This window comes from Bartonella sp. AC70YNML (genome assembly GCF_042196545.1).
Taxonomy (GTDB): Bacteria; Pseudomonadota; Alphaproteobacteria; order Rhizobiales; family Rhizobiaceae; genus Bartonella.
In genome coordinates, this window is the sequence record NZ_JBHIQK010000071.1 from 1 (window position 1) to 502 (window position 502).

General features: G+C 41.0%; 1 protein-coding gene. It reads left to right on the forward strand.

Annotated features, from left to right (window positions below):
* On the forward strand, positions 1-502 hold a 502-nt coding region (locus ACFIMU_RS08795; RefSeq protein WP_375696239.1), incomplete at both ends, for a type IV secretion system protein.

The following is a 502-nucleotide window of genomic DNA, read 5'->3' on the forward strand; positions in this document are numbered from 1 at the left end:
ATGAATTTACTTGACAAAGCAGCAACCAAAGGATTCCAATATGCAGGCCGTCTTTTCCAAGAAACCGTCTTCTTCGAAGCCAATGGATTGCTTTACAGTCTCTTAGGAATCCTCATCTTGCTAGCAACAAGCCTCGTAGTCGCAATCGGTGGGGGTCTCGTGCTCCTGACAAAAATCGCTATTACACTTCTCGTAGGATTGGGACCACTCTTCATCATTGCTTTGCTCTGGCAACCAACTCATCGCCTTTTCGAGCAATGGATAATCCAAGTCGTCAATTATATAATCCTCTTTCTACTCTTAGCAACTGTATTTAATCTGATGATGAATATCTTTGCAAACTATTTGAGTGATATGAAACTCGATTACAACCAGAATGTAAGCTTCATGTTTGGAGGAGCTCTCATCTTGTCCATTATATCCATCATGCTGTTACTCAAACTATCAAGCATGGCCAATTCTCTCGCAAAAGGCATTACATTTGGACATCTATGGAGACATA